The organism is Azospirillum sp. 11R-A (assembly GCF_049472615.1).
GTDB lineage: Bacteria > Pseudomonadota > Alphaproteobacteria > Azospirillales > Azospirillaceae > Azospirillum > Azospirillum palustre.
The window spans coordinates 619,390-644,174 of the sequence record NZ_JBCEBL010000001.1; the positions used below are offsets into that span (position 1 = coordinate 619,390).

At 67.2% G+C, this 24,785-nt stretch carries 16 protein-coding genes; 6 read left to right on the forward strand and 10 right to left on the reverse strand.

The window, feature by feature from the left end; all coding sequences use genetic code 11:
- Window positions 1-143: 143 nt before the first annotated feature.
- Window positions 144-923, reverse strand: a complete 780-nt coding sequence (locus VH569_RS02990; RefSeq protein ID WP_109448610.1) for a 3-hydroxybutyrate dehydrogenase — start codon at window positions 921-923, stop codon at window positions 144-146.
- Between the two features lie 75 nt (window positions 924-998).
- On the reverse strand, window positions 999-2,162 hold the full coding sequence (locus VH569_RS02995; protein WP_423313911.1) for a DUF3734 domain-containing protein: 1,164 nt from the start codon (window positions 2,160-2,162) through the stop codon (window positions 999-1,001).
- Window positions 2,163-2,512: 350 nt separating this feature from the next.
- Here VH569_RS02995 and VH569_RS03000 point away from each other — a divergent pair, with 350 nt between their 5' ends.
- Window positions 2,513-2,719, forward strand: a complete 207-nt coding sequence (locus VH569_RS03000) for a hypothetical protein (RefSeq protein WP_423313913.1) — start codon at window positions 2,513-2,515, stop codon at window positions 2,717-2,719.
- An 11-nt stretch (window positions 2,720-2,730) separates the two neighbouring features.
- Here the strand turns inward: VH569_RS03000 and VH569_RS03005 are convergent, their stop codons facing one another.
- Both VH569_RS03005 and VH569_RS03010 read right to left on the reverse strand, forming a co-directional pair.
- On the reverse strand, window positions 2,731-4,320 hold the full coding sequence (locus VH569_RS03005; protein WP_423313915.1) for a cisplatin damage response ATP-dependent DNA ligase: 1,590 nt from the start codon (window positions 4,318-4,320) through the stop codon (window positions 2,731-2,733).
- The gene (locus VH569_RS03010; protein WP_423313917.1) at window positions 4,317-5,408 is read right to left on the reverse strand and encodes a ligase-associated DNA damage response exonuclease; all 1,092 of its coding nucleotides are present in this window, start codon (window positions 5,406-5,408) and stop codon (window positions 4,317-4,319) included. Before VH569_RS03010 ends, VH569_RS03005 begins: the two co-directional genes overlap by 4 nt.
- Before the next feature lie 39 nt (window positions 5,409-5,447).
- Here VH569_RS03010 and VH569_RS03015 point away from each other — a divergent pair, with 39 nt between their 5' ends.
- On the forward strand, window positions 5,448-6,362 hold the full coding sequence (locus tag VH569_RS03015) for a pseudouridine-5'-phosphate glycosidase (RefSeq protein WP_423313919.1): 915 nt from the start codon (window positions 5,448-5,450) through the stop codon (window positions 6,360-6,362).
- A gap of 115 nt (window positions 6,363-6,477) precedes the next feature.
- Complete coding sequence (locus tag VH569_RS03020; RefSeq protein WP_098738958.1) at window positions 6,478-6,894, forward strand: hypothetical protein; 417 nt, start codon at window positions 6,478-6,480, stop codon at window positions 6,892-6,894.
- Between the two features lie 168 nt (window positions 6,895-7,062).
- On the opposite strand, the gene VH569_RS03025 is transcribed toward VH569_RS03020, so the two are convergent.
- Window positions 7,063-10,110, reverse strand: a complete 3,048-nt coding sequence (locus VH569_RS03025; RefSeq protein ID WP_423313921.1) for an EAL domain-containing protein — start codon at window positions 10,108-10,110, stop codon at window positions 7,063-7,065.
- Between the two features lie 443 nt (window positions 10,111-10,553).
- Between VH569_RS03025 and VH569_RS03030 the strand changes: the two genes are divergently transcribed.
- Window positions 10,554-11,681, forward strand: a complete 1,128-nt coding sequence (locus VH569_RS03030) for a catalase family protein (protein WP_423313923.1) — start codon at window positions 10,554-10,556, stop codon at window positions 11,679-11,681.
- 90 nt (window positions 11,682-11,771) lie between these two features.
- On the opposite strand, the gene VH569_RS03035 is transcribed toward VH569_RS03030, so the two are convergent.
- The 3 genes from VH569_RS03035 to VH569_RS03045 all read right to left on the reverse strand — a co-directional run bounded on the left by VH569_RS03035 (window position 11,772) and on the right by VH569_RS03045 (window position 14,886).
- A complete protein-coding gene (locus tag VH569_RS03035; protein ID WP_423313925.1) occupies window positions 11,772-12,314 on the reverse strand; it encodes a hypothetical protein in 543 nt (180 codons plus the stop codon).
- A 95-nt stretch (window positions 12,315-12,409) separates the two neighbouring features.
- Window positions 12,410-13,267, reverse strand: a complete 858-nt coding sequence (locus tag VH569_RS03040; protein WP_423313927.1) for a pirin family protein — start codon at window positions 13,265-13,267, stop codon at window positions 12,410-12,412.
- 176 nt (window positions 13,268-13,443) lie between these two features.
- Window positions 13,444-14,886, reverse strand: a complete 1,443-nt coding sequence (locus VH569_RS03045; RefSeq protein WP_423313930.1) for an ammonium transporter — start codon at window positions 14,884-14,886, stop codon at window positions 13,444-13,446.
- A 672-nt stretch (window positions 14,887-15,558) separates the two neighbouring features.
- Here VH569_RS03045 and glgC point away from each other — a divergent pair.
- On the forward strand, window positions 15,559-16,830 hold the full coding sequence (gene glgC, locus VH569_RS03050) for a glucose-1-phosphate adenylyltransferase (RefSeq protein ID WP_423313932.1): 1,272 nt from the start codon (window positions 15,559-15,561) through the stop codon (window positions 16,828-16,830).
- A gap of 140 nt (window positions 16,831-16,970) precedes the next feature.
- The gene (gene glgA / locus VH569_RS03055; protein ID WP_423313934.1) at window positions 16,971-18,437 is read left to right on the forward strand and encodes a glycogen synthase GlgA; all 1,467 of its coding nucleotides are present in this window, start codon (window positions 16,971-16,973) and stop codon (window positions 18,435-18,437) included.
- Between the two features lie 33 nt (window positions 18,438-18,470).
- On the opposite strand, the gene VH569_RS03060 is transcribed toward glgA, so the two are convergent.
- On the reverse strand, window positions 18,471-21,227 hold the full coding sequence (locus tag VH569_RS03060; protein WP_423313936.1) for a pentapeptide repeat-containing protein: 2,757 nt from the start codon (window positions 21,225-21,227) through the stop codon (window positions 18,471-18,473).
- 539 nt (window positions 21,228-21,766) lie between these two features.
- Window positions 21,767-24,460: a pyruvate, phosphate dikinase gene (gene ppdK, locus VH569_RS03065; protein WP_423313938.1), complete on the reverse strand. Its 2,694-nt coding sequence runs from the start codon at window positions 24,458-24,460 to the stop codon at window positions 21,767-21,769.
- Window positions 24,461-24,785: the final 325 nt, after the last annotated feature.

Consider the following 24,785-nt stretch of genomic DNA (forward strand, 5'->3'; position numbering starts at 1 on the left):
TCGGATAGCCCCTCACCCTCCCCGCCTTCGGCGGGTCCCCTCCCTCTCCCGGGGCTCTCAGCGGATCTTCGATCCGCCTGACGCCGTCAGCACAAACAAAGTTTGTGCGAGAGGCGGGAGAGGGCGTTTATCACAGTTTACGCCTATTGCATGAACCAGCCGTGGCTGACGACCAGCGACTGGCCGGTCAGCGCGTTGGACTCGAAGGACGCGAAGAACAGGGCGGCCTGGGCGACGTCCTCGACCGTGGTGAACTCGCCGTCGACGGTCTCCTTCAGCATCACCTTCTTCACCACGTCCTCTTCGGAGATGCCGAGCTCCTTGGCCTGCTCGGGGATCTGCTTCTCGACCAGCGGGGTGCGGACGAAGCCGGGGCAGATCACGTTGGCGCGCACGCCATGCGCCGCCCCTTCCTTGGCGACCACCTTGGCAAGGCCGATCAGCCCATGCTTGGCGGTGACGTACGGCGCCTTCAGCGCCGAGGCCTCCTTGGAATGGACCGACCCCATATAGATGATGCTGCCGCTCCCCTGCTTATACATCGTCCGCAGGGCAGCGCGCGTGGTCAGGAAGGCGCCGTCCAGATGGATGGACAGGAGTTGCTTCCACTTGGCGAACTCGAACTGCTCGACCGGCGCCACGGTCTGGATGCCGGCATTGCTGACCAGGATGTCGATGCGGCCGAAGGCGTCGGCGGCACGGGCCATGCCGGCATCGACCTGGGCCTCGTCGGTCACGTCCATGGCAACGCCGAGAGCCCGCTTGCCCGTGGGGTCCAGGCTGGCCGCGGCGGCATCGGCACCGGCCTGGTTCAGGTCGGCGATGACGATTTTGGCGCCCTCTCGGGCGAAGGTCCGGGCGATCTCCAGCCCGATTCCGCTCGCCGCCCCGGTGATGACGGCAACTTTGTCCTGCAAGCGCATGGGTCCGCTCCTGTTCGGTCGAAAGGTCGGTAAAGGTTGTTCCTGGCAGAGATCGTTTCCGGCAGAGAGGGCCGGTCAGTCCGGCTTTCCATCGTCGCGCAGCAGGTCGTGCGTGACGGGTCCGCCCAGCCGCGGCGGCATCGCCAGCCAGTCCGGGTGGGCAAGCGTGGCAAGCGTGTCGGCAAGGCCGCTTTCCCAATGCTCCCGCATGCCGGCGTTGGAGAACTCGTAGTCCTTGCTGTCGCGTTCGTAGCTTTTGCGGCGGTAGATCAGGTGGATGATGTTGACCGCAGCCCCGCAGGCGGCGTGCCGCAACGCCTCCGCCTCCGGCGTGTCCCGCAGATCCTCCGGCAGCCGGTCGAGCAGCGTCACCAGCTGGTTGCGCAGGGTCTGCTCATAGGTGACCTTGTCGGTGTTGAAGCGGGTGCGGCTGGAATAGGTGATGTCCTTCTGCCGCTCCAGCACCTCCGACATGCCGCGCGGCACCTGGCCGACGGCGCTCCACAGATCGACCTGGAAGACCAGCGTGTCGCGGCGCGGCTGGTCCTCCAGCACATGGTCGAGCGGCGTGTTGGACACCAGCCCGCCGTCCCAGTAGAAGCCGCCGTCGATCTCGACGGGGGCGAAGCCGGGCGGCAGGGCGCCGCTCGCCATCACATGCTCCGGCCCGATCCGGTGGGTCTCGGTGTCGAAATAGATCGAGTTGCCGGTCAGCACATCGACCGCACCCAGCGACAGCCGGATGTCGCCCCGGTTGATCCGGTCGAAGTCGATCAGGTCCTCCAGCGTCTTCTTCAGCGGTGCCGTGTCGTAGAAGCTGGTCGGCCCGGCGAAGGGTCCGGCCGCCGCCCATTCCACCGCCGGCCGCGGCCGGAAGAAGCCGGGCTGCCCGGACAGCGCCGTCCGCCACGCGCTCCACTGGTTGAGGACCGAGATCGACGGCCCGTCGGGATCGAGCCGCCGCCACAGCGCCTCCGCCCCTTCCCAAGGCGAGGGCGGGGCGATGCGGCTCCAGAACTCCGACAGCGCGGCGCAGCGCCGCTCCGGCGGGTTGCCGGCGATCAGTGCCGCGTTGATGGCGCCGATCGACACGCCGGCCACCCAGGTCGGATGGATGTCGTGTTCGAACAGCCCTTCGACGACGCCCGCCTGATAGGCGCCGAGCGCGCCGCCACCCTGAAGGACGAGCGCCACCCGGTCATAGGGGGCAATAAGATCGGCAAAGGATCCGTCGCGCATCTGTGTCTTTCCCAACCAGTCAATCGATTGCAGACATCTTTCCTCGGTCGGCAAGCCAGATATGGGACCGGAAGCGAATACGGCTATGCAGAAACGTCCCCGTGAAACGGAGAATTCTTCATGACAGCCATGCCTACCTCCCTTAACCCGTCCGCGCCCTTGCGAGAACCTACATCAAGGTATTACACCACCATGAATTACTTGTAATACTCGGCGCTGACCTGAAAAGACGCCGCGCCGTGCGGCGGCGGAATTCACCGCTCTTGCGCCAAATGCCGGAATTAACCTTTCGGTCGGAATTGCGTGCTGCAATCGCCACCATATCCGTTTCCGGTTTTTTGGAGGACGCCATGTCCCGCCGCTCCACGTCCCGCCGCCCCGCCCCGCGCCGTCTTCTGCCGCTCGCCGCCCTGCTGCTGCTCGGCGGTTCGCTGACCGGCTGCGGTGCCGTCACCGGCGTGGCCAGCGGTGCCGCCAGCATCGCCGGCACTGCCGTCGACGTGGTCGGCACCGTGGCGGAAACCTCCGTCGACGTGGTGACCGCTCCGCTGCGGTAGAACGTCCCGCCCTACCCCGCCACCATCGCCGCCAGCGTCTCCAGCCGGTCGGCCTCGTGCGCCGGCTTGTCCCAGCGGATGCGGTGGATGCGGGGGAAGCGCATGGCGAGCCCGCTCTTGTGCCGGTTCGACGGGTGCACGCTGTCGAAGGCGACCTCCAGCACCAGCCCGGCCTCCACCTCGCGCACCGGGCCGTAGCGGCGGGTGGTGTGGTTGCGAACCCAGCGGTCCAGCTCGACCAGTTCGGCGTCGGTGAAGCCGGAATAGGCCTTGCCGACCGGCACCAACTCCTCACCGCGCCAGACGCCGAACGTGTAGTCCGAATAATAGCTCGACCGCTTCCCGTGGCCGCGCTGGGCGTACATCATCACGGTGTCGAGCGTCAGCGCCCCGCGCTTCCACTTGAACCACGGCCCCTTCGGCCGCCCGGCGAGATAGGCGCTGTCGCGCCGCTTCAGCATCAGCCCCTCGATGCCGTTCTCCCGCGCGCCCTCGCGCAAGGCGACCAGCTCGTCCCATCGGTCGAACGGCACCAGCGGCGACAGATCCATCCGGCGCGGCTGCACCGCCTCGAACCAGCGCTCCAGCCGGGCGCGCCGCTCGACGAAGGACAGGCCGCGCAGATCCTCCTCGCCGTCGAACAGGATATCGTAGAGCCTCACCCAGGCCGGCCCGTCGCGCAACATCTGCGCCGTCACCGTCTTGCGGTTGAGGCGCTGTTGCAGATCGTTGAAGGGCGCCACCACCCCGTCGCGCGCCACCAGCAGCTCGCCGTCCAGCACCGCGTCGAAGCTCATGTGATCGACGATGTCCGGAAAGGCCCCCGACACGTCGTCGCCGGTGCGGCTGTAGAGCCGCCGCTCTCCCCCGCGCGCCACCATCTGCACGCGGATGCCGTCCCATTTCCATTCCGCGGCATAGGCGGCGGGATCGAGCCCGGCGCGGTCCTCCTCCTCCAGCGGGTGGGACAGCATCATCGGGCGGAAGCCGGCACCGGCACCGGTCGCCGGCCGCCCCAATCGCCCCTCCAGCCAGGCGAACAGTTCCACATAGGGGGCGTTCAGCCCGTGCCAGACCTCCTCCACGTCGTCGACGCTCACCTCCGGCCGCGCCGCCTTGCCCCATTCCGCCAGCGCCGTCTTGGCGAGCCGGGCCGAGACGCCGATGCGCAGCGCCCCGGTGATCAGCTTCAAGAGGGCGAAGCGCCCCGACGAGTCGAGCGTGTCGAGCCAACCCTCCACCAGCCCGATCACCTGCCCGCGCTTGGCGGCCCGCAGCGCCTCCACCACCTCGTCCAGGCTGGGCGGCAGGCTGTTGGCCCGCTCCGGACGCTCCGGCCAGATCAGCGCCACCGTCTCCGCCAGATCGCCGACATAGTCGTAGGACAGTGCCAGCAGCTCCGGATCGACCCTGGTCGCCGCCAGTTCGCGGATCGCCGCCGGCTTGGCCTCGCGGAAGCTGAGCGCCCCGGTCAGCGCCGCCAGCGCCCAGCCGCGCTCCGGGTCGGGCGCGGTGGCGAAATGCTCGACCAGCAGGCGGATCTTGCCGTTGCGCGACGGCATGAAGACCAGCGCGTCGATCAGCGCGGCAAAGCGGTTCACGACGCCTCCCCTTCCCCGGCCTTCTCCGGCATCCCCTCCGAGTCCTCGTCCTCGAAGCCGATCAGCGCCAGCGCGCGGGCGCGGATGCCGCGGCCGGTGGCATAATGGACCAGCGCCTCCTCCCGGCCATGGGTCACCCAGACCTCCGGCGCACCGACATCCTCCAGCGTCTGGCACAGCTCGTCCCAGTCGGCATGGTCGGAGATCACCAGCGGCAGCTCCACCCCGCGCTGGCGGGCGCGCTGGCGCACCCGCATCCAGCCCGACGCCACCGCCACCACCGGGTCGGCCAGGCGCCGGGCCCAGCGGTCGGCCACCGCCGCCGGCGGGGCCAGCACCAGGGCGCCCTTCAACTCCTCCTTCGCCGCCACCGTCGCCGGCCGCAGCTCCCCCAGTTCCACCCCCAGACTGCTGTAGAGTCGGCACAAGGGCTCCAGCGCGCCATGCAGCCAGATCGGCCGGTCGTATCCCGCCGCCCGCAGCAGCGTGATCAGCCGCTGGCATTTGCCGAGCGCATAGACGCCGACGACATGGCTGCGCTCCGGGAACAGCGCCATCGAATGCAGCAGCTTCCCCACCTCCCCCAGATCGGGCGGATGGCGGAACACCGGCAGGCCGAAGGTCGCCTCGGTCACGAAGACGTCGCAGGGCACCGGCTCGAACGGCGCACAGGTGCGGTCGAGCCGGCGCTTGTAGTCGCCCGACACGACGACGCGCGACCCGGCATGCTCCATCACCACCTGGGCGCTGCCCAGCACATGGCCGGCCGGCACCATGCGCACCGTCACGTCGCCGATGCGCAGGGTCTCGCCATAGTCCAGCACCTGCAGGCTGCCGCCCACCCCTTCGCCCATCCGCTGGCGCATGATGGCGAGCGTGCCCGACGTCGCCAGCACGCTGCGGTTGCCGGGCCTTGCATGGTCGGAATGGCCGTGGGTGACGACCGCGCGCTCCACCGGGCGCACCGGATCGATGTAGAAGCCCCCCGGCTCGACATACAGCCCCTCGGGCAGGACCTTGATCCAGGTGTCGGGGTGCGGGCGGCCTGGATTGGACGCGCCCTGATTGGATTGGTGTGCAGCGGACATGCGTCCTAATATAGGGCGTTCCAAGCGGAGACCCAGCGCATGCACCCGATCCTGCTGCCGACCCCCGAAATCGCCGACGCGCTCGCCATGGGGCACCCGGTGGTGGCGCTCGAGTCGACCGTGATCTCCCACGGCATGCCCTATCCGCGCAATCTGGAGACCGCCCGCGCGCTGGAGGCGGAGGTGCGGGCCGCCGGCGCCCTCCCCGCCACCATCGCGGTGATGGACGGCCGCATCCGCATCGGGCTGGACGACGAGGCGCTGGAACGGCTGGCGACCGCCGGCCATGCCGCGCGCAAGCTGAGCCGCCGCGACCTGCCCGTCGCCCTGGCGACCAAAGCCCTGGGCGCCACCACGGTGGCGGCGACGATGATCGGGGCGCGGCTGGCCGGCATCTCCGTCTTCGCCACCGGCGGCATCGGCGGCGTCCATCGCGGGGCGGAGACCAGCTTCGACATTTCCGCCGACCTTGACGAACTGGCCCGCACGTCGGTCTGCGTGGTCTGCGCCGGGGCCAAGTCGATTCTCGACCTGCCCAAGACGCTGGAGCTGCTGGAAACCCGCGGCGTGCCGGTCCTGGGCTTCGGCACGGAGGAATTCCCCGCCTTCTACAGCCGCCGCAGCGGCCTCTCCGTCGATCATCGCTGCGACACCGTGCAGGAGATTGCGGAAATCCTGCGGACGAAATGGCAGCTTGGGCTGGAGGGCGGCGTGCTGCTCGCCACCCCGATCCCGGCCGCCGACGAACTCGACGCCGACGCGATGGAGGCGGCGGTCGCCCAGGCGCTGGTCGATGCGGATGCCAAGCGGATCAAGGGAAAGGACATCACCCCGCACCTGCTGGCGGCGCTGGAGGCCATCACCGGCGGCCGCAGCCTGACCGCCAACATCGCGCTGATCCGCAACAACGCGCGGGTTGCGGCGGGGGTGGCCGCTGCATTTGCAAACACATAAAACCGATTGGATAGGACTACTCCCCCGGTGGTAAGGCTTTAGCCCCGGTACCGGCTTAAGCCCCCGTTAACCGCCTGCGCGCAAATCTGTCGTCATCGAACGAGCGGAGGCTTTCATGCGCGCACCCAGCAGCACCTCGACCCTGGTTTCCCGGATGATTGCGATGGCCGGCCAAGGCGACGAGGCGGCGGGCGTCGCGGAGATGAAGGAACCCGCACACGTCAAGCGCATCGTCTGGGCCTCCCAGGCGGCCAAGCTGCGCGTGTCGCTGTCGGCCCGCTCCATCCACGAGATCGAAGCCGCCGTCACCGCCGACCTGGACAGCATGGAGCTGCCGGAAGTGTTCTTCACCTCCGTCGAGGTGGGCGGCCATGTGGTGACCTGCGACCTCGACGCCTCCGGCACCGCCTCCATCTTCGGGCTGATCGAGGCCCACGAATATGACGATCTGGTCGAAGAGGCCGGCGATGACGCCCTGTTCGGCGTCGATTGGGACGGCGTCTACATCACCCCGGCCCGCACGCGGCACTGAGCCCGGCGCCTCCGGCCCCAAAAGCCCTGCGTTCAAAAGCGCCCCGCAGCCAGCCTGCGGGGCGTTTCGCGTTTGCCCGTTCAGTATTTGAGAGCCGTCAGGTGCCTTGCCGGATGAGCTTCAGGCCGGCCGCTTCGCGCCGGTTCGGATCACAGCCTTCTTCCGACCCTACGAAATCGGCAGGGACGGCCGGTTCGCCCCAGGGGTGGGCATGCCGACCACCACATCGTCGCGGATCACCGGCAGGCTGGCCCGCCGGTCCTCCCAGGCAGCCAGGAAGGCGTCGATGCGGTCGGCCGGCAGCGGGCGGCTGACGAAGTAACCCTGGATCAGGTCGCAGCCCATCAGCGACAGCACCTCCCACTGGGCCGCCTCTTCGACTCCTTCCGCCACCACGCTGCGGCTCAGGTCGTGGGCGATGCGCGAGATGGACGACACCATGCTGCGTGCATCGGGCCGCCGGTGGACATCGTCGATGAAGGCCTTGTCCAGCTTCAGCGTGTTGATCGGCAGCGTCCGCAGATAGGTCAGCGACGAATAGCCGGTGCCGAAATCGTCCAGCGCGATGTGGATGCCGGCCTTCCGCAGCGCGTTCAGCTTGCCGATGGCGGCGTCGAGCGAGCCGATCATCTGCGACTCGGTGATTTCCAGTTCCAGCCGGTTCGCCGGCAGGCCGGTGCGGTCCAGAATCTCCAGAACCCGCGGCACGAAATCATGCTGGGCCAGCTGGACCGCCGACATGTTGACGCTCATCGTCACGTCGCCGGCCCCGCGGCAGGCCAGCCCCGCCGCCTCGACGCAAGCGGTCTCCAGCACCCACAGGCCGAGCGGGACGATCAGGCCGGAATCCTCGCAGACCGGAATGAAGCGGTCGGGCGACACCGGCCCCAGTTCTGAGTCGGTCCAGCGGACCAGCGCCTCGAAACCGCGGACCCGGCCGTCGCGCGTCGCCACCTGCGGCTGGTAATGCACGGTGAAGGCCTGGCGGTCGAAGGCCAGCCGGGCCCGGCTGAGCAGCCGCATGCGCTCCACCACCTTCAGGTTCATGTCGGCGGTGAAGGTGCAGATGCGCCCGCGCCCGCTGTCCTTGGCCCGGTACATGGCGGTGTCGGCGTTCTGCAACAGATCGTCGAAACAACGGCCATCCCAGGGATAGCGGGCGATGCCGACGCTGCATGTGACGAAGAAATGCTGTCCCTCGACCAGGAAGGGGGCGGCGAATGCCTGTTCCAGCCGCTGCGCCACCTCCGCCGGCTCGCCGGCCTCGTCCCCCTGGACGACCACCACGAACTCGTCGCCGCCCAGCCGCGCAATGAACAGCCCGTCGCCCGCACCCTTGCGGATGCGCAGCCCCAGCATCATCAGCAGCTCGTCGCCGGCCTTGTGGCCGAAGCCGTCGTTGATGAACTTGAAATTGTCCATGTCGAGGAACAGCAACGCCAGTGGCCCGGCTTTGCCGGATGCCTTGGTGTCGGCGATCAGCCGGTCGACATGCTGTTCCAGCGTCAGCCGGTTGGGCAGGCCGGTCAGGGAATCGTAATGGGCCAGATGGTCCAGCCATGCCTGCTGCCGCTTCTGCGCGGTGATGTCGGTGTAGGAGCCGCCCATCATCACCGGCTTCCCCCGCCCTCCCGTCCCGCCCTGGCCGTCCCCATCGAACAGGATCTTGCCGGTGGCGTAGAGCCACAGGTAATTGCCGTCGCGGTGGCGGACCCGGTATTCCACCCGGTATTCCGGCAGTTCGCCCGACAGGTGGCGCTGCAACGCCTCCTCCGCCTGCGGCCGGTCCTCGGGATGGATGCGGCCGAGCCAGGCCGCGCGGGAGTCGATGCTGGCGGCATCGACGCCCAGCAGCTCCTCGACCCGGCCGGACAGGACGCGGACGTCGTTGACGATGTCCCAGGTCCAGATGATGTCGCGCGATGCCTCCGCCACCAGCCGCATCCACCGCCCGCGTTCGCGCAGCGCATCCTTGCTGGCGATCAGTTCGACGACCTTGGCCTGCAACTGCCGGCGCGACTCGGTCAGCGCCTCGTTGCTCCGCTGCAACGCCGCCTCGGTCTTCCGCCGGCTGCGCAGCGTGAGGGACAGCACCAGAACCATGCCGAACAGCAGCAGCAGCACGCCGCCGACCGTCACCACCAGCCAGCGGTAGGTCTCCATGAAGGAGAAGGGCTTGTCGACCAGCCGGTCGAGCGGCATCAGCCGCGCGGGATCGATCCCGTAGCGCTGAATCCGGCCATAATCGGCGGCCCGGACGACCGACTGGCGTTGCTCCGCCGGCAGGCCGGCGATGGACGCGCCGTTCACCAGGGCGGCGGCCAGCCGACCGACCGCGCGGCCATGCTCCTGCCCGCTCAGCAGGCTGCCGCCGGCGATGCCATGGCCCAGCAGGAATTCCTGCAAGCCGTAGATCGGCACGCTGCTTTTCTCGCTCATCAGTTCCAGGAACTGCTCGGGCGGCAGGACCAGGCCTTCGGGGTCGGTGGCATAGGTGCCCAGCAGCACCGCGCTGTCCGGCGGCAGGGCGGCCAGCCGCTCCTCCAGCCGGGCGAAGGGCAGCGCCGGCAGGGTCTGCCGCTCCACCCCGGCGGGGAAGCGGCCGGCGGCGGCCAGCGCCTCGATCTCGGCGTCCAGCCCCAGGCCCGTCTCGGTGTCGTCATGCAGGATGAACAGGCGTTGCAGCCGCGGATTGGCCGCCATCGCCATGCGCACGGTGCCCTCGATGTCCTTGGCCTCGTCGATGCCGACGACATTGGCCTCGCGCTCGGTCAGCCGCCGCGCCGAGATCGGCAGCACGCCGCCATGCACCAGCGGCACCGGCCCGTAAATCTCGTGCCGCAAATCCAGGGCGAAGGACAATGCGGCATCGTCGGTGGAGACGATGGCGTCGACGGTGCCCTTGGGGTGGCGGTAGGCGATCAGCGCCCGCAGCCGCTCGATCCCGGCGGGGTCGGGAAAGCGCTTCCAGTCGAGATAATAGGGGATCGCCAGCGCATTGGGCGCCGCCGAGGCCAGCATGGCGGAGATGCCGTCGGCCTGCCCGTCGGTCCACTCATAGCCCTGGTGGTAGGAGTGCAGGACCAGCACCGTCCTGTTGGGCGGCGTCGCCCGCCCGCGCGCCGGCACCGACAGGGTCGCCAGCACAAGCAGCCCCAGCAGCAGGACGCCGCTGCGCATCCCTATGGAGGACCAGATGACGCTCCGTCCGGTCATGAGACACCCTTCGCTCGCTTGTCCGGCCGCCCCCCGATGGCCGCGTGTCGGGAAGCCGCGGGAGGCGTAAAGAGGTTTGGCCTTTCCTGACAAAAGGATAAGCAGCGCAGTCATTTCGGCGCCAGAGTCTTTTGCTAAGGACTTCCCCGGAAGTCATGGTTAATTTTCCATAGGAGATTGGAGAAGTTACAAAATCCTCGCGCATGAGGCGCGACCGATTATTTGTGCAGGCCCGCCTCTCGTTTTGCGGTGCAAACCGCGACAGCCGCTGGCTCTTCTCGCACCTGCACAACAACCAGCCGGAATATCGCGGATCCTTGCCGGCGGCCCACTCGCGCCGGCGCTGCAGGAGAGCACTGCCGCGTCGTTGCGGAACAGAGGACAGTGCGCGGCTGTTGTCCCGGCTGCACTCCGCCCTTTCCTCCTCTTCGGGAGCCCCGCCCGTGTCCGCTGCCTCCACCCAGCCCACCCCCCGGCGCACTGCCAGGCCCCTGGCCTATACGCCGTCGGTCGAGAATCCGGGCCCCGATGAAGCCCAGGTCTTCAACGATCTGGCCGAGACGATGCTGTCGATCAGCGCCAAGACCTTCGAGGACAGCGGCCATGCCAGCCGCAGCGTCCATGCCAAGAGCCACGGGCTGCTGATCGGCCGGCTGGATGTGCTGGACGATCTGCCGGCCGAACTGGCCCAGGGACTGTTCGCGAAGGCGGAGAGCTATCCGGCGATCCTGCGGCTGTCGACGACGCCGGGCGACATCCTGCCCGACAGCGTCTCGACCCCGCGCGGTCTGGCGGTGAAGGTGCTGGGCGTGTCCGGCGAGCGGCTGCCGGGGTCGGAGGGCGAGGCCACGCAGGATTTTGTCATGGCCAACGCACCCGCCTTCTCGGCTCCCGATGCCAGGCGGTTCCTGTCGACGCTGAAGCTGCTGGCTGCCACCACCGACCGGGCGGAAACCGCGAAGAAGGTGTTGTCGGCCGGCCTGCGCGTCGCCGAACAGGTGGTGGAGGCCTTCGGCGGCGAAAGCGCGACGTTGAAGACGCTGGGCGGCCACCCGGAAACCCACATCCTGGGCGAAACCTTCTACAGCCAGGCAGCATTGCGCCATGGCGCCCACATCGCCAAGCTGTCGATCGTCCCGGTCTCGCCGAACCTGACCGCGCTGGAGAACGCACCGCTGAACCTCAGCGGCAAGCCGAACGGCCTGCGCGAGGCGGTGACGGAGTTCTTCCGCGACCACGAGGCCGTCTGGGAGCTGCGCGCCCAGCTGCGCACCGACGAGGAGCGCATGCCGGTGGAGGATGCCAGCGTGGTGTGGCCGGAGGATCTCAGCCCCTACCGCACCATCGCCCGCATCACCGTGCCGCCGCAGACGGCCTGGAGCGAGGAACGGTCGCGCGCCGGCGACGACCGGCTGTCCTTCAGCCCCTGGCATGGGCTGGCGGCGCACCGGCCGCTGGGCTCGATCATGCGCGCCCGGCGCCTTGCCTACGACCGCTCCGCCGAATTCCGCATGGAGCGGAACGGCTGCCCGATGCATGAACCGGCGGCGGGCTACCGGCTGCCGGGGTAGGCACACAATCCCCTCTCCCCCGCGGGGAGAGGGTTAGGGTGAGGGGGCACACTGCGTGCCTCACCCGAAAATCCTCCCTGTGCATCACCCTCATTGCAGGCTGCGCTGCATCTCCTCGAAGGTGCGGGAGAAGCCGTTCAGCGGGAAATCGATGTCGCGCTTGCCGACGCGGGAGTTGACGCGGACCAGGATGGTCGAGCCGTTGCGGAACTGGTCGGCGACGCGGCCGGACACGAAGTTCGGGAACATGCACATGTTCAGCGTCGCGACATGCGATTCGATGCGCGGCTGGCGGTCGACGCGGATGGCGCAGCGGTCGATCAGACCCTGGCTGGTGGTCAGGAACAGGTGGAAGTCGTTGCCGGTCGGAATGATGCTGAGCGCAACGAAGCCGACATCCTTCCCGTCGTCGAACAGGCGGTAGATCATCAGCCGGCAGGTCTTGCTGTCGGTCATCCGGTCGATGTCGCACTGGTTGGTCCAGGCGCCCTCCGGCCCGAAATCCGCCGCGGCCTTGGAGACGTCCGCCGCGGCGGCGGGCTTGGCCCTCATCGGGGCTACGATCATCGTCACGGCCAGCAGCGCCGCGCCGACCGCCGCCTTGACCCCACCCAACAGCCCCTTTGCACGCATCGCCCCGTCCCCGCCATCGTTCGTGTTAACACGGAATGCGCCATGATAACCGGCGGTGGCGGGGGTGCAAGGCACGAGATGCCGCGCACCAGGGATCAGATGCGGCCTTCCTCGAAGTCGCGGAAGGCCTGCATCACCTCTTCCCGCGTGTTCATGACGAAGGGACCGGCCCAGGCGATGGGCTCGCCGATGGGCTGGCCGGCCAGCAGCAGGAAGCGCGCGCCCTCCGGCCCGGCGGCCGCTTCCACCCGCTCGCCGTCGCCCAGCACGATCACCCGCGGCCCGGAAAGCGGAGCTTCGCCCCCCACAGCCAGCGTGCCTTCGAACAGCACCAGGAAGGCGGTGTGGCCGGCCGGCAGCGGCTCGGCAAAGGACACCGACGGCGGCAGCGCCACGTCGAAATAGCGGGCGTCGGTCGCCTCGGCCCGCACCGGGCCCGCCGTGCCGCGGGCGGTGTCGCCGGCGATGACGGTGACGGTCGCGCCGTCCTCGCGCCGCTCCACCGGGATGGAGGCGGCCGGGAACTCCTGATAGCGCGGCTCGGTCATCTTCAGGCGGGCCGGCAGGTTGATCCACAGCTGGAAGCCGCGCATCAGCCCTTCGGTCTGCTCCGGCATCTCCGAATGGATCAGGCCGCGGCCGGCGGTCATCCACTGCACGCCGCCGGTCTCGATCACGCCCTCATGCCCGTGGTTGTCGGCATGGCGCATGCGGCCGGCCAGCATGTAGGTCACCGTCTCGAACCCGCGGTGGGGATGGTCGGGGAAGCCGGCGAGATAGTCGGTCGGCCGGTCGGACCCGAACAGGTCCAGCATCAGGAAGGGGTCGAGCGTGCGCAGGCGCGGCGAGCCCAGCATGCGGGTCATGCTGACCCCGGCGCCGTCGGAGGTCGCCATGCCCTCGACGGCGGCAAGCACCGGGCGGACAGCGGGAATGGCGGACGTGACGGACATGGCGGCAACTCCTGAGCGGACATAAGGGCGATGCACCACAGGTAGTCCCTCGCAGCCCCGCCGTGAAGCCAGCCCGCCCGCGCCACAGCGTTCCGCTCCGCGCAACAATCGCACGCGAAAAAGGCCGCCGGAAAACCGGCGGCCTTTCGCGAGAGACCCGTGGGAAAGGGATGTTCTTAGTGGATGCTCTCGCCATGCAGGGCGAGGTCGAGACCGTCGCGCTCCACATCTTCCTCGACGCGCAGGCCCATGACCACATCGACGACCTTCAGCAGGACGAAGGTGGCGACGGCGCACCAGACCATGGTGTAGAGGACGCCCTGGACCTGGATCCAGACGGCGGCGGCGTTGCCTTCCAGCAGGCCCAGCGTGGCCTTCGGGTCGGCCTGGAGGACGGAGGCGAAGCCGCCTTCGCTGTTGGACACCGACATCTTGGCGAAGACGCCGGTCAGGATGGCGCCGATCAGGCCGCCGACACCGTGCACGCCGAAGGCGTCCAGGCTGTCGTCATAGCCCAGCATGTGCTTGAGGCTGGTGGCCGACCAGAAGCAGACCACGCCGGCGACGATGCCGATGACAATGGCGCCCGTCGGGTCGACGAAGCCGGCGGCCGGGGTCACCGCGACCAGGCCGGCGACGGCGCCGGAGATGATGCCGAGGATCGACGGCTTGCCCTTGACGATCCACTCCGCGAACAGCCAGCCCATGGCGGCACCGGCGGTGGCGATGTGCGTGGCGGCCAGCGCCATGCCGGCGCGCGGACCGGCGGTCAGGGCCGAACCGGCGTTGAAGCCGAACCAGCCAACCCACAGCAGCGAGGCGCCGATCAGCGACAGCACCAGGTTGTGCGGCATGAAGGCTTCCTTCGGATAGCCCTTGCGCTTGCCGATCACCAGCGCGGCGACCAGGCCGGCGACGCCCGCGTTGATGTGCACGACCGTGCCGCCGGCGAAGTCCAGCACGCCCAGGCCGAACAGGAAGCCCGACGGGTACCAGACCCAGTGGGCGATCGGCGCATAGACCACGATCGACCACAGCGCGGTGAAGACCAGCAGGGAGGAGAACTTCATGCGGTCGGCGAAGGCGCCGGTGATCAGGGCCGGGGTGATGATCGCGAAGGTCATCTGGAACATCATGAAGACCGGCTCGGGGATCGTCGTCGGGACGCCCGACCCCGTCGCCTCGCCCAGCACGAAGGCCTTCGTGAAGTCGAGCCCGTTGAGGAACAGCCGGTCGAGACCGCCGACATAGGCACCGGTGCCGGTGAAGGCCAGGCTGTAGCCGATGACGTACCACAGGACGCTGATCAGGCAGGTGATGGCGAAGCTCTGCATCACCGTCGACAGCACGTTCATCTTGCGGACCATGCCGCCGTAGAACAGCGCCAAGCCGGGGATGGTCATCATCAGCACCAGCGCGGTGGAGATGAGCATCCAGGCGGTGTCGCCGCCATTCAGCGCCGGAGCCGCCGGTGCGGCAGCAGCAGCGGCGGCAGCCGCAGCCGCAGCCGCGGCAGCGGCGGCAGCCGCCGGATCCTGGGCAAGGGCTGCGGCCGGCATGCCGACCGCGCCCAGAGCAACCGCCATCATCGGTGCGGCCATAAGGAACAGACGGTTCATCGAGGCTCCTCTTTCTCCAAAATCGCTCCCACCCCCTTGCGGCCGGCGCGGCACCGGAGGTGTTCCGCGCTCAAGCCACCGCACTGGGGCGACCCCGTCCCGGTCGCCCCGTCCCCGGCAAAGACGGGGCGGCGGACGGGACCAAGGACGCCTCCACCGTTACAAGAAGCGTGCCAGTCGAAAACGGCTTGGAATCGTCAGGGTTGTCTCGGGCCGGGACCCCCGAACGGGCACCCTCCTACGAGTCGCACCCGGTGTTTGCATAGGAAATAGGCAGATTTCGGAACCGACATTTCGCCGCAAATTCCGGGCTTTCGACCGAACGGCAGGGTCGGCAGCCCGATTTCGGCCCGCCTCTGCCCGGCACTCTGGCTGTCATTCCGGCAAATGATGAAAATTTGGGCACTCCATGGCCCGCAAGACGCCCATTGCGGCGGCATCGCGGCGGCGCCGGCCCAACACCCTACCTCTTCCATCCAGTCCGTTCGGAGGGGTGGCGCATACGCCCCTCTTTCCTCCTAGGACTGGGAAGCACTCTTGCGGCGGGTAAGCCGATGCGACCCTTCCGCCGCGCCTATTGGACATGGCGGCGAGATGTGGCACCGTCAACGCCTCCATATGGAATGGCCGCAGCCGAGCGGCCGCAAGAATAAGGCAAAGGGGGTAACGGCCATGCTCGACAAACGGGATCTGCGCCTCGCACCGCGACGTGCGGTGGCGCTGGTGCTGGCCGGGGGACGCGGAAGCCGTCTGAAGCAGCTGACCGACCGGCGGGCCAAGCCGGCGACATATTTCGGCGGCAAGTACCGCATCATCGACTTCGCGCTGTCCAACTGCGTCAACTCCGGCTTCCGCCGCATCGGCGTGCTGACGCAGTACAAGTCTCACAGCCTTCTGCGCCATCTCCAGCGCGGCTGGAACGTCTTCCGCGGCGAGATGAACGAGTTCTGCGACCTGCTGCCGGCCCAGCAGCGCGTCAGCGAGACCGAGTGGTACCAGGGCACCGCCGACGCCGTTTTCCAGAACCTCGACATCCTGCGCGACCACGAGCCGGAATATGTCCTGATCCTGGCCGGCGACCACATCTACAAGATGGATTACGGCGCGCTGCTGCTCGACCACATCGACCGCAAGGCCGACGTCACCGTCCCCTGCATCGCGGTCCCGCGCGAACAGGCGAGCGGCTTCGGCGTCATGCACATCGACGAGGAGCGCCGCATCATCGACTTCGTCGAGAAGCCGGCCGACCCGCCGCCGATGCCCGGCCGCCCCGACATGGCGCTGGCCAGCATGGGCATCTACGTCTTCAACGCCCAGTTCCTCTACGACCAGCTGGAGCGCGACGTCGCCACCCCCGGCTCCAGCCGCGATTTCGGCAAGGACATCATCCCGCATCTGGTGAAGACCGGGGCGCGGATCATCGCCCACGACTATGCCGACAGCGCCATCATCGACGCGCCGGACGACGCCCCCTACTGGCGCGACGTCGGCACCATCGACGCCTATTGGGAGGCCAACCTCGACCTCTGCCACGTCACGCCGCAGTTGAACATGTACAACCGCGACTGGCCGATCTTCACCTATCAGGAGCAGCTTCCCCCCGCCAAGTTCGTCTTCGATGACGAGAACCGCCGCGGCACGGCGATCGACAGCCTGGTGTCGGGCGGCTGCATCATCTCCGGCTCGACCGTGCGCCGCTCGCTGCTGTTCAGCTCGGTCCGCGTCAACTCCTACAGCGAGCTGCACGAGGCGGTGGTGCTGCCGGAATGCGACATCGGCCGCCATTGCCGCCTGAAGAAGGTGGTGATCGACCGCGGCGTCAGCATCCCCAACGGCCTCGTCGTCGGCGAGGACGCGGAGCTGGACGCCAGGCGCTTCCACCGCAGCGAGGGCGGCGTCGTCCTGATCACCCGCGAGATGATCGAGAAGCTGCCGAAGGAGTAAGGCGGCATTTCGCCGCCCTCCCCTGCACCATGGCCCGCGCCGATGCGGTCCGGCTCCCCACCGGATCCGCATCGGCGCTATAACATGCCTGCACCCTCCTGCCTTTCACCCCTCCCGCCTTTCATCCGAGTGCCTTCCCGATGCGCGTCCTCTACGTCACGTCCGAATGCTACCCGATGGTCAAGACGGGGGGGCTGGCGGACGTGTCCGCCGCCCTGCCGCCGGCCCTGAACGCCGCCGGCGCCGATGTCCGCCTGCTGCTGCCGGGCTATCCCGCCGTTCTGAACAGCCTGCAGAACCTGCACGAGGTCGGCGACCTGATCACCGACCTGCCCGGCTGCGACCGCGCCCAGCTGTGCATCGGCCGCACCGCCGACGGGGTTCTCGCCTATGCGCTGAAGGCGCCGTCGCTGTACGACCGTCCCGGCAACCCCTATCTGGGACCGGACGGCAAGGACTGGGCCGACAACGCCCTGCGCTTCGCCGCACTCGCCTGGGTCGCCGCCGGCTTCGCGGCGGAGACCTCCTACGATCCCTGGTGGCGGCCCGACATCCTGCACGGCCATGACTGGCAGGCGGCGCTGATCCCCGCCTATCTGACCCTGCGCCCCGACCGCTTCGCCGGCCCCTTCCGGCCGGGCACGGTGCTGACCATCCACAACATCGCCTATCAGGGCCTCTTCGGCCCCTGGATGATGGGCGACCTCGGCCTGCCCTCCTCCAGCTTCCGCGTCGATGGCGTCGAGTATTACGGCAACGTCAGCTTCCTGAAGGCCGGTTGCTTCTATGCCGACCGCCTGACCACGGTCAGCCCGACCTACGCCAACGAAATCCAGACGGCGGAGCACGGCACCGGCCTGCAGGGCCTGCTCGCCACCCGCTCCGACGTGCTGACCGGCATCCTGAACGGCGTCGATTACGCGGTGTGGGATCCGGCGACCGACCCGCATCTGCCCGCCCGCTACACCCCCGACGACCTCGGCGGAAAGGACGCCTGCAAGGCCGACCTGCAATCCGCCTTCGGCCTGGACCGCCGCCCCGACGCCCCGCTGGCCGCTGTGGTCAGCCGCCTGACTTGGCACAAGGGCCTCGATCTGGTTCTGGAAGCCGCCGGCCAATGGGTGTCCTGGGGCGGCCAGCTGGTGGTTCTGGGCAGCGGCGACGCCTCCAGCGAGGCCGGTTTCCGCCAGCTTGCCCAGTGGCATCCGCAATCCATCGGCGTCCGCATCGGCTATGACGAGCCGCTGTCCCACCGCATCCAGGCCGGTGCCGACCTGTTCCTGGTGCCGTCCCGCTCGGAGCCTTGCGGCCTGACCCAGCTCTACGCCCTGAAATACGGCACCCTGCCGCTGGTCCGCCGCACCGGCGGCCTCGCCGACACGGTGATCGACGCCAACCCGGCCGCCAGCGCCGACGGCAGCGCGACGGGCTTCCAGTTCGTCAACGCGACGGGCCAGGAGCTGGTGTGGGCGCTGCGCCGGGCGATGAGCGTCTACCGCAAGCCCGACCGCTGGCAGGCGATGCAGCGCCGCGCCATGACCCGGGACTTCGGCTGGCACGGGCCGGCGGAGGAGTACATGGAACTGTATCGGGGGGTGGCGAGATAATAGAGCGAGGCTCTGCCCTGGCGCCTCTTTAGTTCATGGTGTTCGATAGCAGGCGGTAAGTTGCTTCGGTGTCAGTTGTTCTGGTTGTAGATCGGCGCGCGTCAAGTTGGCGTTCGTTAGGTTGGCGTCCGTCAGGTCAGCGCGCGTCAAGTTGGCGTTCGTCAGGTCGGCATTCGTCAGGTTAGCGTTTGTTAGGTCAGCTTCTCTCAGGTCGGCGCCCGTCAGATTGGCGTTCGTCAAATCGACGCGCATTAGATTGGCACCCGGCAGATAAGCACCGGTTAGGGTGGCATCCCTCAGGTCGGCGCCCAGCAGGTCAGCGCCCAGCAGGTCGGCGCCTATTAAGGCGGCTCCCGTCAAATAAGCGTCCATTAGGTAAGCATCTGTCAGGTCAGCGCCCCTTAGGTCAGCGCCCGCAAGGTTGGCGCCCGTCAAGTTCGCTCCCCTCAGGTCGGCATCCGTCAGGTTGGCGCCCGTTAGGTTGGCGTTCGCCAAGTCGACGCTCCTCAGGTCAGCGCCACTCAGGTCAAAGATGTGGAATGTTTCCCGAGCGATGGACCAGTCCGTCACACGACCAGCAAGGCGATGGAGGGTTTCTGCCAGAATTGCGGGGTCAATACGGATAGGATTAGGTTTTTCTATCAGCGCACCAGACACTGCCGCGACGGCGCAGAGCATAGCGATTTCAGCGTTGCGAATTAGTCTTTCACTGTCTCGCGAGCGCATCCCGCCGTCCGGTAAAGGCATGCCCACTTCTAGACATTCCACCAGTAGACTAGACATGGCGCTCCACCATTGAGCAACCTTCAGAGGAGCGCGATTGGCTTCGGTAGCCACTTGCGCGGACAGAAAAACGTAAGTTGACCAATCCATAGCCGCCGGACCACACAATTCCAGCCAATCCTTCAATGCAGCGTCCGTTCTGTTGCGCCGGACCTCCTGCGAGTTCGGCATCTCCGGCAATAAGCGAACCACCCGGCGGGCGGTCAGGAATTGACCGAAGCTTTTATGGGTAAATTCGACCAGCCGATGTTCTACCCCTTGGTGGGCACGGCAGAAAAAGCTGTCGAGTAGCGTAGTCAGGGCCGCATCGGTGTTATTGGAAAGCAACCTTAACTCGCCAGATAGCCTGTTGTCGGCGAGCCGCTTTTCCACATCATTCAAAGGTACAGCTCGGTTAGTGCCGGCATGCCATGCCGCCACAGCAACCTCCTCCAGCATTTGTTCCAGCCGGTCGCGAACAGGATCGATGGCCTCAGTGCTACCGTCTCCCGGAAGCCGCCGATGGATACGGTCGAGGACATGGCCAAACAAACGAGTGTAGAGGTCATGGACATCGCTAATGGTGGCGGCCCGTTCCGGCCCTTCCTCTGTCAGAATCTGTGCCAGTAGCCAATTCAACAGCGGCTGCTCAGTCAGCGAGTCGATATGCGGGTCGTCGCGTTTCAACGGCTCCGGCATCCCACCTTTCGGATCGAAGCGATCCCACCAGTTCCACCGCTGATCGAGGTCAACCAATTCTTCTGGCTCGTAACTGTACCGGTCATGCACGGCGATGCGATAGCGCAGCACATGCAGACGAGCGTCGTCACCGCGGCCGATAGCCCCGGTAGCTACGGCGGCACCGGTGGCACCCGGCCGGCCAGCAAGCAGCAGCAGGACGCGTGGACCTTCACGGTTCCACTCCGACACGCGCTGTCCCAAATCGGTAATGAAGCCACTTAGCAGCACCGTGGCCCCTTGACCTGCCTTGGCAAGCTCATCCAGCCCATCCAGGATCAGCACCAACGGCTCGGCAGCTGACAGAGAATTGAAGGGATCATGTCCAAGGTCGCCGACCAAATAGCGCGCCAACTCCTCAAGCGAGCCTTTAGCAATGTTGAGCCGGGTGAGCGGCACCAGCAGCACTTTCCACTTTTCTGCTGCCAGCCGGGCAGCAAGTTTCATGCAGGCGCTTGATTTGCCAGCACCGGGTTCTCCGGACAGCACACGAATCCGGTCAGAAGGGCCATGGTCGGTCTGGGTCACCCAGCCGTAAAGCGTGTCGTCCAGCCAAACGAGGGGCTGTTTGCGCCGCTCTCCGCTTGTCCGCTCCGGCGCCTCTGGATCGCCTATCGCGGCCCGCAGAGGAATGTAAAGGTTGTTGAGGGAACAGCGGATCTTTTCCGGGTTTAGAGCCCTCAACGGCGCATCTATCGCTTTAACCAGACGGTCGCGGTAGGCATTCCACTGCAGCGAGCGCTGCGCCGCCAGATCGAATGGTGTCGGTTCCAACGCCGCCCGTAGCGCTTGATAGTCCTTTTCTCGCTCTGGATTCCGCCACTCTCCGGCCAGCGCGAGCGGCAACGCAGCAGCGAAGGCGCGGCGGATCAGTAGCCGATTGACGTCAAGTACCTCACAGGCCCGCATGAACCAGTCAAACAAGGTGAGCAGCGTTTCCAAACCCGGCCAACGCTCTGGATCGGTTAATGCCAGTTCGGTCAGGTCTAGGGAAATATCGGCGGTCGCACCCAGGATCGCCGCCTCGATCTCCTGCGGATCAGCCTCCGTCACCATCACCGGGGCGTTGCGCACCTCCGCCTGGATGGTGCGGATGGCGGCGGCATAGGCGGCGCGCTGAAGCAGCAGCTTCGCCCCCTCCTCCGCCGTGGGAGGGCTTTTCGGATCGGCTTTGAAGGCGCCGGTGGCGTCGATCACCCCCTTGATCGCGCTGGCGAATTTCAGATCGGCCAGATCAACCGCCACCTTGCCGAACGCCCGCGCAAGGCTGGCCCGCTCAACCGCAACCATGGTTTGCTCCCGATGTCCCCGATATTGCTTTTCACTGCCTTCCGGTGTCCGCCATGGAGAGCGGCCTACTCTCGCTCCGGCTTTAGCAGCGCGGCTGGGCTCCCCACGGTCAAGGGTCCTGGCGCAGTGCGGCGCCCATTCGCCTCCTCATGGAGGATGGTACCGGAATGGTAGAGGAAACGATCGCACATCGCCTGACCTTCAGCCTTCTTACCGTGTCCTCCACTCTCCACTTTCTACCCTTTGGAGATCAAGATGGGCATTCTGCCACGCTCAGCTTATAATCCCAGGCGCCACCTTCCCGGAGTCCATCCACGGTAGGAGTGAACACTGAACACACCCGCGAAAACCGTTCCAACCTGTTCCAAACGTTCCATCTGACCACCGCCAGCCATGCCCGGTGGCGCCACGTGGAACAGTGAACACGCCCCCAAAACCTGTTCCACACCGTTCCACCCGCCCAACCCCGCCGCCAAAACGAAACGGCCCCCTTCCCTTGCGGGAAGAGGGCCGTCGTCGTTTCAGCTACCCGGTTCGGCTCAGTCGCGCTTGACCGTGTCGCTGTTCAGCGCCGCCTGCGCCGCCGCCAGACGGGCGATCGGCACGCGGTAGGGCGAGCAGGAGACATAGGTCAGCCCGACCTTCTCGCAGAAGGAGATCGAGGCCGGGTCGCCGCCATGCTCGCCGCAGATGCCGAGCTTGATGTCCGGACGGACCTTGCGGCCGCGCTCGGTGGCGATCTCCACCAGTTCGCCGACGCCGCTGACGTCCAGCGACTGGAACGGGTCCTGCTCCAGGATGCCCTGGCGCTGGTACTCCGGCAGGAAGCTGCCGGCGTCGTCGCGCGACAGGCCCAGCGTGGTCTGGGTCAGGTCGTTGGTACCGTAGCTGAAGAACTCGGCCGACTCGGCGATCTCGCCGGCCTTCAGGGCCGCGCGCGGGATCTCGATCATCGTGCCGGTCAGATACTCCACCGTCACGCCGGTCTCGGTCTTCACCTGCTCGGCGGCGCGGTCGATCACCGCCTTGAGGATGTCGAACTCCTTGCGGGTGATGATCAGCGGGATCATCACTTCGGGAATGACGGCCTCGCCGGTGGTCTTGGCGACCTCGGCGGCAGCGGCGAAGATGGCGCGGGCCTGCATCTCGTAGATCTCGGGGTACGAGATGCCCAGACGGCAGCCGCGATGGCCCAGCATCGGGTTCGCTTCATGCAGCTGGATGGTGCGGTGGCGAACCCGCAGCGGATCGGTGCCGGTGGCCTGGGCGACCTCCGCCATGTCCTCTTCGGTGTTCGGCAGGAACTCGTGCAGCGGCGGATCGAGCAGGCGGATCGTCACCGGCAGGCCGGCCATGATCGTGAACAGATCGACGAAGTCCTTCTTCTGGAAGGGCTCCAGCTTGGCGAGCGCCTTGCGGCGGCCGGCCTCGTCCTCCGCCAGGATCATCTCGCGGACAGCCAGGATGCGCTCCGGGTCGAAGAACATGTGCTCGGTGCGCGACAGGCCGATGCCCTCGGCACCGAACTTCCGCGCGGTGCGGGCATCCAGCGGGGTCTCGGCGTTGGCGCGGACCTTCATCCGGCGGATCTTGTCGGCCCAGCCCATCAGGGTGGCGAAGTCACCCGACAGCTCCGGCTGGATCGTCGGAACCTCGCCCAGCATCACCTCGCCGGTGGAGCCGTCGATGGTCAGGATGTCGCCTTCCTTGACGGCGACGCCGCGGACCGACATCTGCCTGGTCTTGTAGTCGATGCGCAGGTCGCCGGCGCCCGACACGCAGGCACGGCCCATGCCGCGGGCAACCACCGCCGCGTGGCTGGTCATGCCGCCGCGGCTGGTCAGGATGCCGCGGGCGGCGTGCATGCCGTGGATGTCCTCAGGCGAGGTCTCGATGCGGCAGAGGATCACCGACTCGCCCTTGCCAGCCATCTGCTCGGCCTCGTCGGCGGTGAAGACCACCTTGCCCGACGCCGCACCGGGGGAAGCCGGCAGGCCCTTGGCGATGATCTTGCGGTCGGCCTTGGGGTCCAGCGTCGGGTGCAGCAGCTGGTCGAGCGAGGCCGGATCGATGCGGCGGACCGCCTCGTTCTGGTCGATGACGCCCTCGCTCGCCAGATCCACCGCGATCTTCAGCGCCGCAGGCGCCGTGCGCTTGCCGTTGCGGGTCTGCAGCATGAACAGCTTGTTCTGCTGGACCGTGAACTCGATGTCCTGCATGTCGCGGTAGTGCTTTTCCAGCTTGAGGCGGACCTCGTTCAGCTGGTTGAACACCTCCGGCATCACCTCTTCCATGGCGGGGAGGTCGGACTTGTTGGCGATCTTGCCGGCGACGGTCAGGTGCTGCGGCGTGCGGATGCCGGCGACGACGTCCTCGCCCTGGGCATTGACCAGATACTCGCCGTAGAAGGCGTTCTCGCCGGTCGACGGGTTGCGGGTGAAGGCCACGCCGGTGGCGCAGTCGTTGCCCATGTTGCCGAAGACCATGCACTGCACGTTGACCGCGGTGCCCCAGGCGGCCGGGATGTCGTGCAGCTTGCGGTAGGTGATGGCGCGGGCGTTCATCCACGAATCGAAGACGGCGCCGATGGCGCCCCACAACTGCTCCTGCACGTCCTGCGGGAAGGGCCGGCCCAGCTCGCGCTCGACCGCCTTCTTGTAGTCCTCGATCACCGCCTGCCAATCCTCGGCCGACAGGTCAGTGTCGAGGTTGTAGGACTTGTCGCGCTTGTGGTTGTCGAGGATGTCCTCGAAATGGTGATGCTCAACGTCGAGCACGACGTTGGAGTACATCTGGATGAAGCGGCGGTAGCTGTCGTAGGCGAAGCGGCCGTCGCCCGACCGCTTGGCGAGGCCGGCGGCGGTCGCGTCGTTCAGGCCCAGGTTGAGGACGGTGTCCATCATGCCCGGCATCGACGCGCGGGCGCCGGACCGGACCGACACCAGCAGCGGGTTGGCCTGATCGCCGAACTTGGCGTCCATCGCCGTTTCCAGCCGCGTGATGGCGGCGTTCACCTGCGTCGTCAGCTCCGGCGGATAGGAGCGTCCGTTGGCGTAGAAATAGGTGCACAGCTCGGTGGTGATCGTGAAGCCCGGCGGAACGGGCAGGCCAAGATTGGCCATTTCGGCCAGATTGGCGCCCTTGCCGCCCAGCAGGTTCTTCATCTCGGCCCGTCCTTCGGTGGCACCGGCCCCGAAGCTGTAGACCCACTTGGATTCACCCTGGCTCGCCATTGCGGATTTCCTCTCGCCCCATGGTCGTCCGGCGTGCGGGTGCTCCCCTTGTGTCCCCCGGACATTCCACCCGGCGGAAATCCGCAAGGCGGAACACCGTGGTCAGTTTGCTTGACCGCACATGCCGCTGAGTGGACCTTCTATCGCCCCAAACGTTGGGACACAAGACAGTCGCGTGGTCTAGAACAGGATGACCTGCGCTTCGCCGGCAAAGGAGCGTTGCGGCTATATCGTATTGCCCAGATCCTTGCCCGCATCTCCATTACTCCGGCGGATCCGCATAATACCGATTCGAACGGTGAATTGCGCCCGAAGTACCCCGTAA

Excerpts from the sequence above, each read along its gene's own strand:
- VH569_RS02990 (WP_109448610.1), bottom strand. The coding sequence starts at position 923 with ATGCGCTTGCAGGACAAAGTTGCCGTCATCACCGGGGCGGCGAGCGGA.
- VH569_RS02995 (WP_423313911.1), bottom strand. The coding sequence starts at position 2,162 with ATGCGCGACGGATCCTTTGCCGATCTTATTGCCCCCTATGACCGGGTG.
- VH569_RS03000 (WP_423313913.1), top strand. The coding sequence starts at position 2,513 with ATGTCCCGCCGCTCCACGTCCCGCCGCCCCGCCCCGCGCCGTCTTCTG.
- VH569_RS03010 (WP_423313917.1), bottom strand. The coding sequence starts at position 5,408 with ATGTCCGCTGCACACCAATCCAATCAGGGCGCGTCCAATCCAGGCCGC.
- VH569_RS03015 (WP_423313919.1), top strand. The coding sequence starts at position 5,448 with ATGCACCCGATCCTGCTGCCGACCCCCGAAATCGCCGACGCGCTCGCC.
- VH569_RS03020 (WP_098738958.1), top strand. The coding sequence starts at position 6,478 with ATGCGCGCACCCAGCAGCACCTCGACCCTGGTTTCCCGGATGATTGCG.
- VH569_RS03025 (WP_423313921.1), bottom strand. The coding sequence starts at position 10,110 with ATGACCGGACGGAGCGTCATCTGGTCCTCCATAGGGATGCGCAGCGGC.
- VH569_RS03035 (WP_423313925.1), bottom strand. The coding sequence starts at position 12,314 with ATGCGTGCAAAGGGGCTGTTGGGTGGGGTCAAGGCGGCGGTCGGCGCG.
- VH569_RS03040 (WP_423313927.1), bottom strand. The coding sequence starts at position 13,267 with ATGTCCGTCACGTCCGCCATTCCCGCTGTCCGCCCGGTGCTTGCCGCC.
- VH569_RS03045 (WP_423313930.1), bottom strand. The coding sequence starts at position 14,886 with ATGAACCGTCTGTTCCTTATGGCCGCACCGATGATGGCGGTTGCTCTG.
- glgC (WP_423313932.1), top strand. The coding sequence starts at position 15,559 with ATGCTCGACAAACGGGATCTGCGCCTCGCACCGCGACGTGCGGTGGCG.
- glgA (WP_423313934.1), top strand. The coding sequence starts at position 16,971 with ATGCGCGTCCTCTACGTCACGTCCGAATGCTACCCGATGGTCAAGACG.
- VH569_RS03060 (WP_423313936.1), bottom strand. The coding sequence starts at position 21,227 with ATGGTTGCGGTTGAGCGGGCCAGCCTTGCGCGGGCGTTCGGCAAGGTG.
- ppdK (WP_423313938.1), bottom strand. The coding sequence starts at position 24,460 with ATGGCGAGCCAGGGTGAATCCAAGTGGGTCTACAGCTTCGGGGCCGGT.